The 1,306-nt window shown below is 57.1% G+C and carries 2 protein-coding genes and 1 pseudogene; all 3 read right to left on the reverse strand.

The window, feature by feature from the left end; translation table 11 throughout:
* The coding region (locus EOA23_RS36185; protein WP_145966612.1) for a hypothetical protein at positions 1-182 on the reverse strand (182 nt) is incomplete at its 3' end.
* Complete coding sequence (locus EOA23_RS34805) at positions 179-1,102, reverse strand: DUF4007 family protein (protein ID WP_127307325.1); 924 nt, start codon at positions 1,100-1,102, stop codon at positions 179-181. The genes EOA23_RS34805 and EOA23_RS36185, both read right to left, overlap by 4 nt.
* A gap of 10 nt (positions 1,103-1,112) precedes the next feature.
* Positions 1,113-1,306 (reverse strand): annotated as a pseudogene (locus EOA23_RS36190) (hypothetical protein); the annotation flags it as partial.

The following is a 1,306-nucleotide window of genomic DNA, read 5'->3' on the forward strand; positions in this document are numbered from 1 at the left end:
GTCCAAGTGTAAGCGCCTTGATGGTGGTCCCGCTGGCTCTCACCAAGGGTACGCAGAGCTTTTGCGACGCTTGCCTGCAGAACGTATCCGACCAATGGCGGCGTGCCGTTCAGGTCCGCGTCGAGCCGTGCCGATCGCGCGAAACGGCGATCAATGGAAACTATACTGGAAAGCTTGCTCATGCTGCGATGTGACGGTGGGGTTTGCGTGGGTAGGCGATAGAAAGAACCGTCGTCGGATCGAACTCAGACGTGCGCTGAATCTGACGGAGACCGGCCGTGTCGACCCATTGCCAAGCACCTGCGGTCAGATCGTCAAGCCGCATCAGTCGGGAAACCACGCTGTCTTCGTCGAGCTTGAAAACGCGTCCCGGCGAGCCTGCTCCATAACAGATCTGTTCAGCCGTCAATGTCGTCGCACCGCCGGATCGTTCCCAGAACTGACCAAGCGCGTAAGCGAAAACGGCGTCATGGAGGCCCGGCTTCGGACCGCGAACGAACTCGTACCAGCCGCCAAGCCGAGCTTCTCGGACCAATGCAAGCTCGGCTAACAGAGGCTCTGCTGCATCTTCATTGAGAGTATCCGCGCGCCGCACATAGCTGCGCAAGAAAACCTCGATATCGCGCTTAAGTGTTCCGCGCGTTGCCCGCCATCCATTGCTCTCGACCAAGGCCATGAGCTGGTCGAGCAACATGGCTGGATCAAACTCGATCGCGTTGAGCAAATTAAACGCGTAGTAGGCAGTTGTTGTCATCCAAGGCGTGCTGGCCATATGCCAATGAGCGAGCCAAATCGTCGCTGGTTGCTCGAGGTACGGATCGAGGCCCTCATCGGAGAGAATGGCGCGACCAAGCCCGGTTGGCGCAATCATGCGATCAACTTCGGCGAAGAAGCCCGAAGCCAGCGCCCAATAGCGCATCGACACGGCCATATTGCGCCCGACGCCGAAACGGGTTATTGCATCTTGTTCCTGAAATGTTCTGGACTCGGCGCCGTCGCCGATTGCATCAAAAGCCTTCTTCAACCATAGCAGCCGAAGCGGGAACGTTTCGTGTCCCGCAAACTGCCCCCTCGAATCGATCTTTATCGTCGCGCGTCCCATGGAAGGGACCCTACTGGTGAAGCTCTCCAGTTTCAAGGCGAGACAGTGCGGCGGCATCAACAATGTGGCCGGCAGCCTCTAATATCTCTTCCGAATTCTGGTATCGATTGCAGAAGATGCGAATAACGCCACGGGCGTGTATTTCAGAAAGACCAATAGATTCAAGAACATGGGAAGTCTTGATTTGCCCTGAGGTGCATGCCG

The organism is Mesorhizobium sp. M2A.F.Ca.ET.042.01.1.1 (assembly GCF_003997405.1).
In the GTDB taxonomy this organism is placed as follows: Bacteria; Pseudomonadota; Alphaproteobacteria; order Rhizobiales; family Rhizobiaceae; genus Mesorhizobium.